Annotated in this window: 1 protein-coding gene; it reads right to left on the bottom strand. The window is 45.6% G+C overall.

The window, feature by feature from the left end; translation table 11 throughout:
* The coding region (locus R8269_RS26155; protein ID WP_318223032.1) for an insulinase family protein at positions 1 to 1,050 on the bottom strand (1,050 nt) is incomplete at both ends.

Genomic DNA, 1,050 nt, shown 5'->3' on the forward strand with positions numbered 1-1,050 from the left:
TTGGAAGAAGCGTTTTTGCTCGCTACTGAATGTAGTGACGGAGTAGGGGGTGAAATACCACTCCGCAGTGCGATTGTACTCCAGTCCTTTGGCGATCAGCGTAACGCGGACATTGTCGACAGATAAATATTGCAGCAGAGAACGTTGTAGATCTTCATCATAGCCCGACATTTTGTAGTCGCCATAGATAATATCGTGTGGCTGATAATGCTGCATATTGATGACTAAATGGCTAACTAAATCGAGAGGGCGTGAAGGTTCTTGAAAGCGGAATGCAGATTCCAATACTGCTTGCTTCTCTAGGTAGCGCCACTCATTCATTCCGTCTTGTTTGATCATGGTTAGATATTGGAAGACAGCTTGAATGATGTCATCTACGTGGTCTAACCCTTCTGGTGTGAGTGTACAACTGACCGTAAAATCACGATAGTTGCTGCCACTTGCCCCGCCGCCGGCTGATAGGGAAGTGATCCAGCCTTTGCTCTTCAGTTGAAGCATCAAGCTCCCTTCGCCTTCGTAACCTAACAAATGAGCGAAATAAGAGAGAGGCTTCACGCCGTAGTGTTTATCCATTCCCGGCATAGGGAAGGTGAGAATGAGTTTGCGAAACTCTTTGATGGGCTCAATTTGAACCAAAATTCCGGTGCTGTCTTCAGTCCCAATCGGTACGTTAATCGATTTACCACTTAATTGATGATTAGGGATGTCAGCGAACATGGCTTCTACCCAAGCTTGCTGCTCATCAAGAGATTGAGGCCCAAACAACGTCAGCGTCATAAGATCGGCTGAATATTCAGAATGATGAAACTCGACAATTTCATCACGAATAGACTGAGCATCTCGGTCGCCAAGCGTATCTAAATTGCCGACAGAGAATTTTGAAAACGGGTGCTCTGGATTGATGACTTCTTTGTTAACTTGATACAAGCGACGCGAGTCGTCATTCAATTTCAGCTTGTACTCAGAGTCGACCGCTTGGCGCTCTTTATCTAATGCTTCTTCATTAAACAGTGGCGCGGTAAAGAATTGGCTAAAGCGATCCAGTGCGTT

Source organism: Vibrio sp. Vb0667 (genome assembly GCF_033391095.1).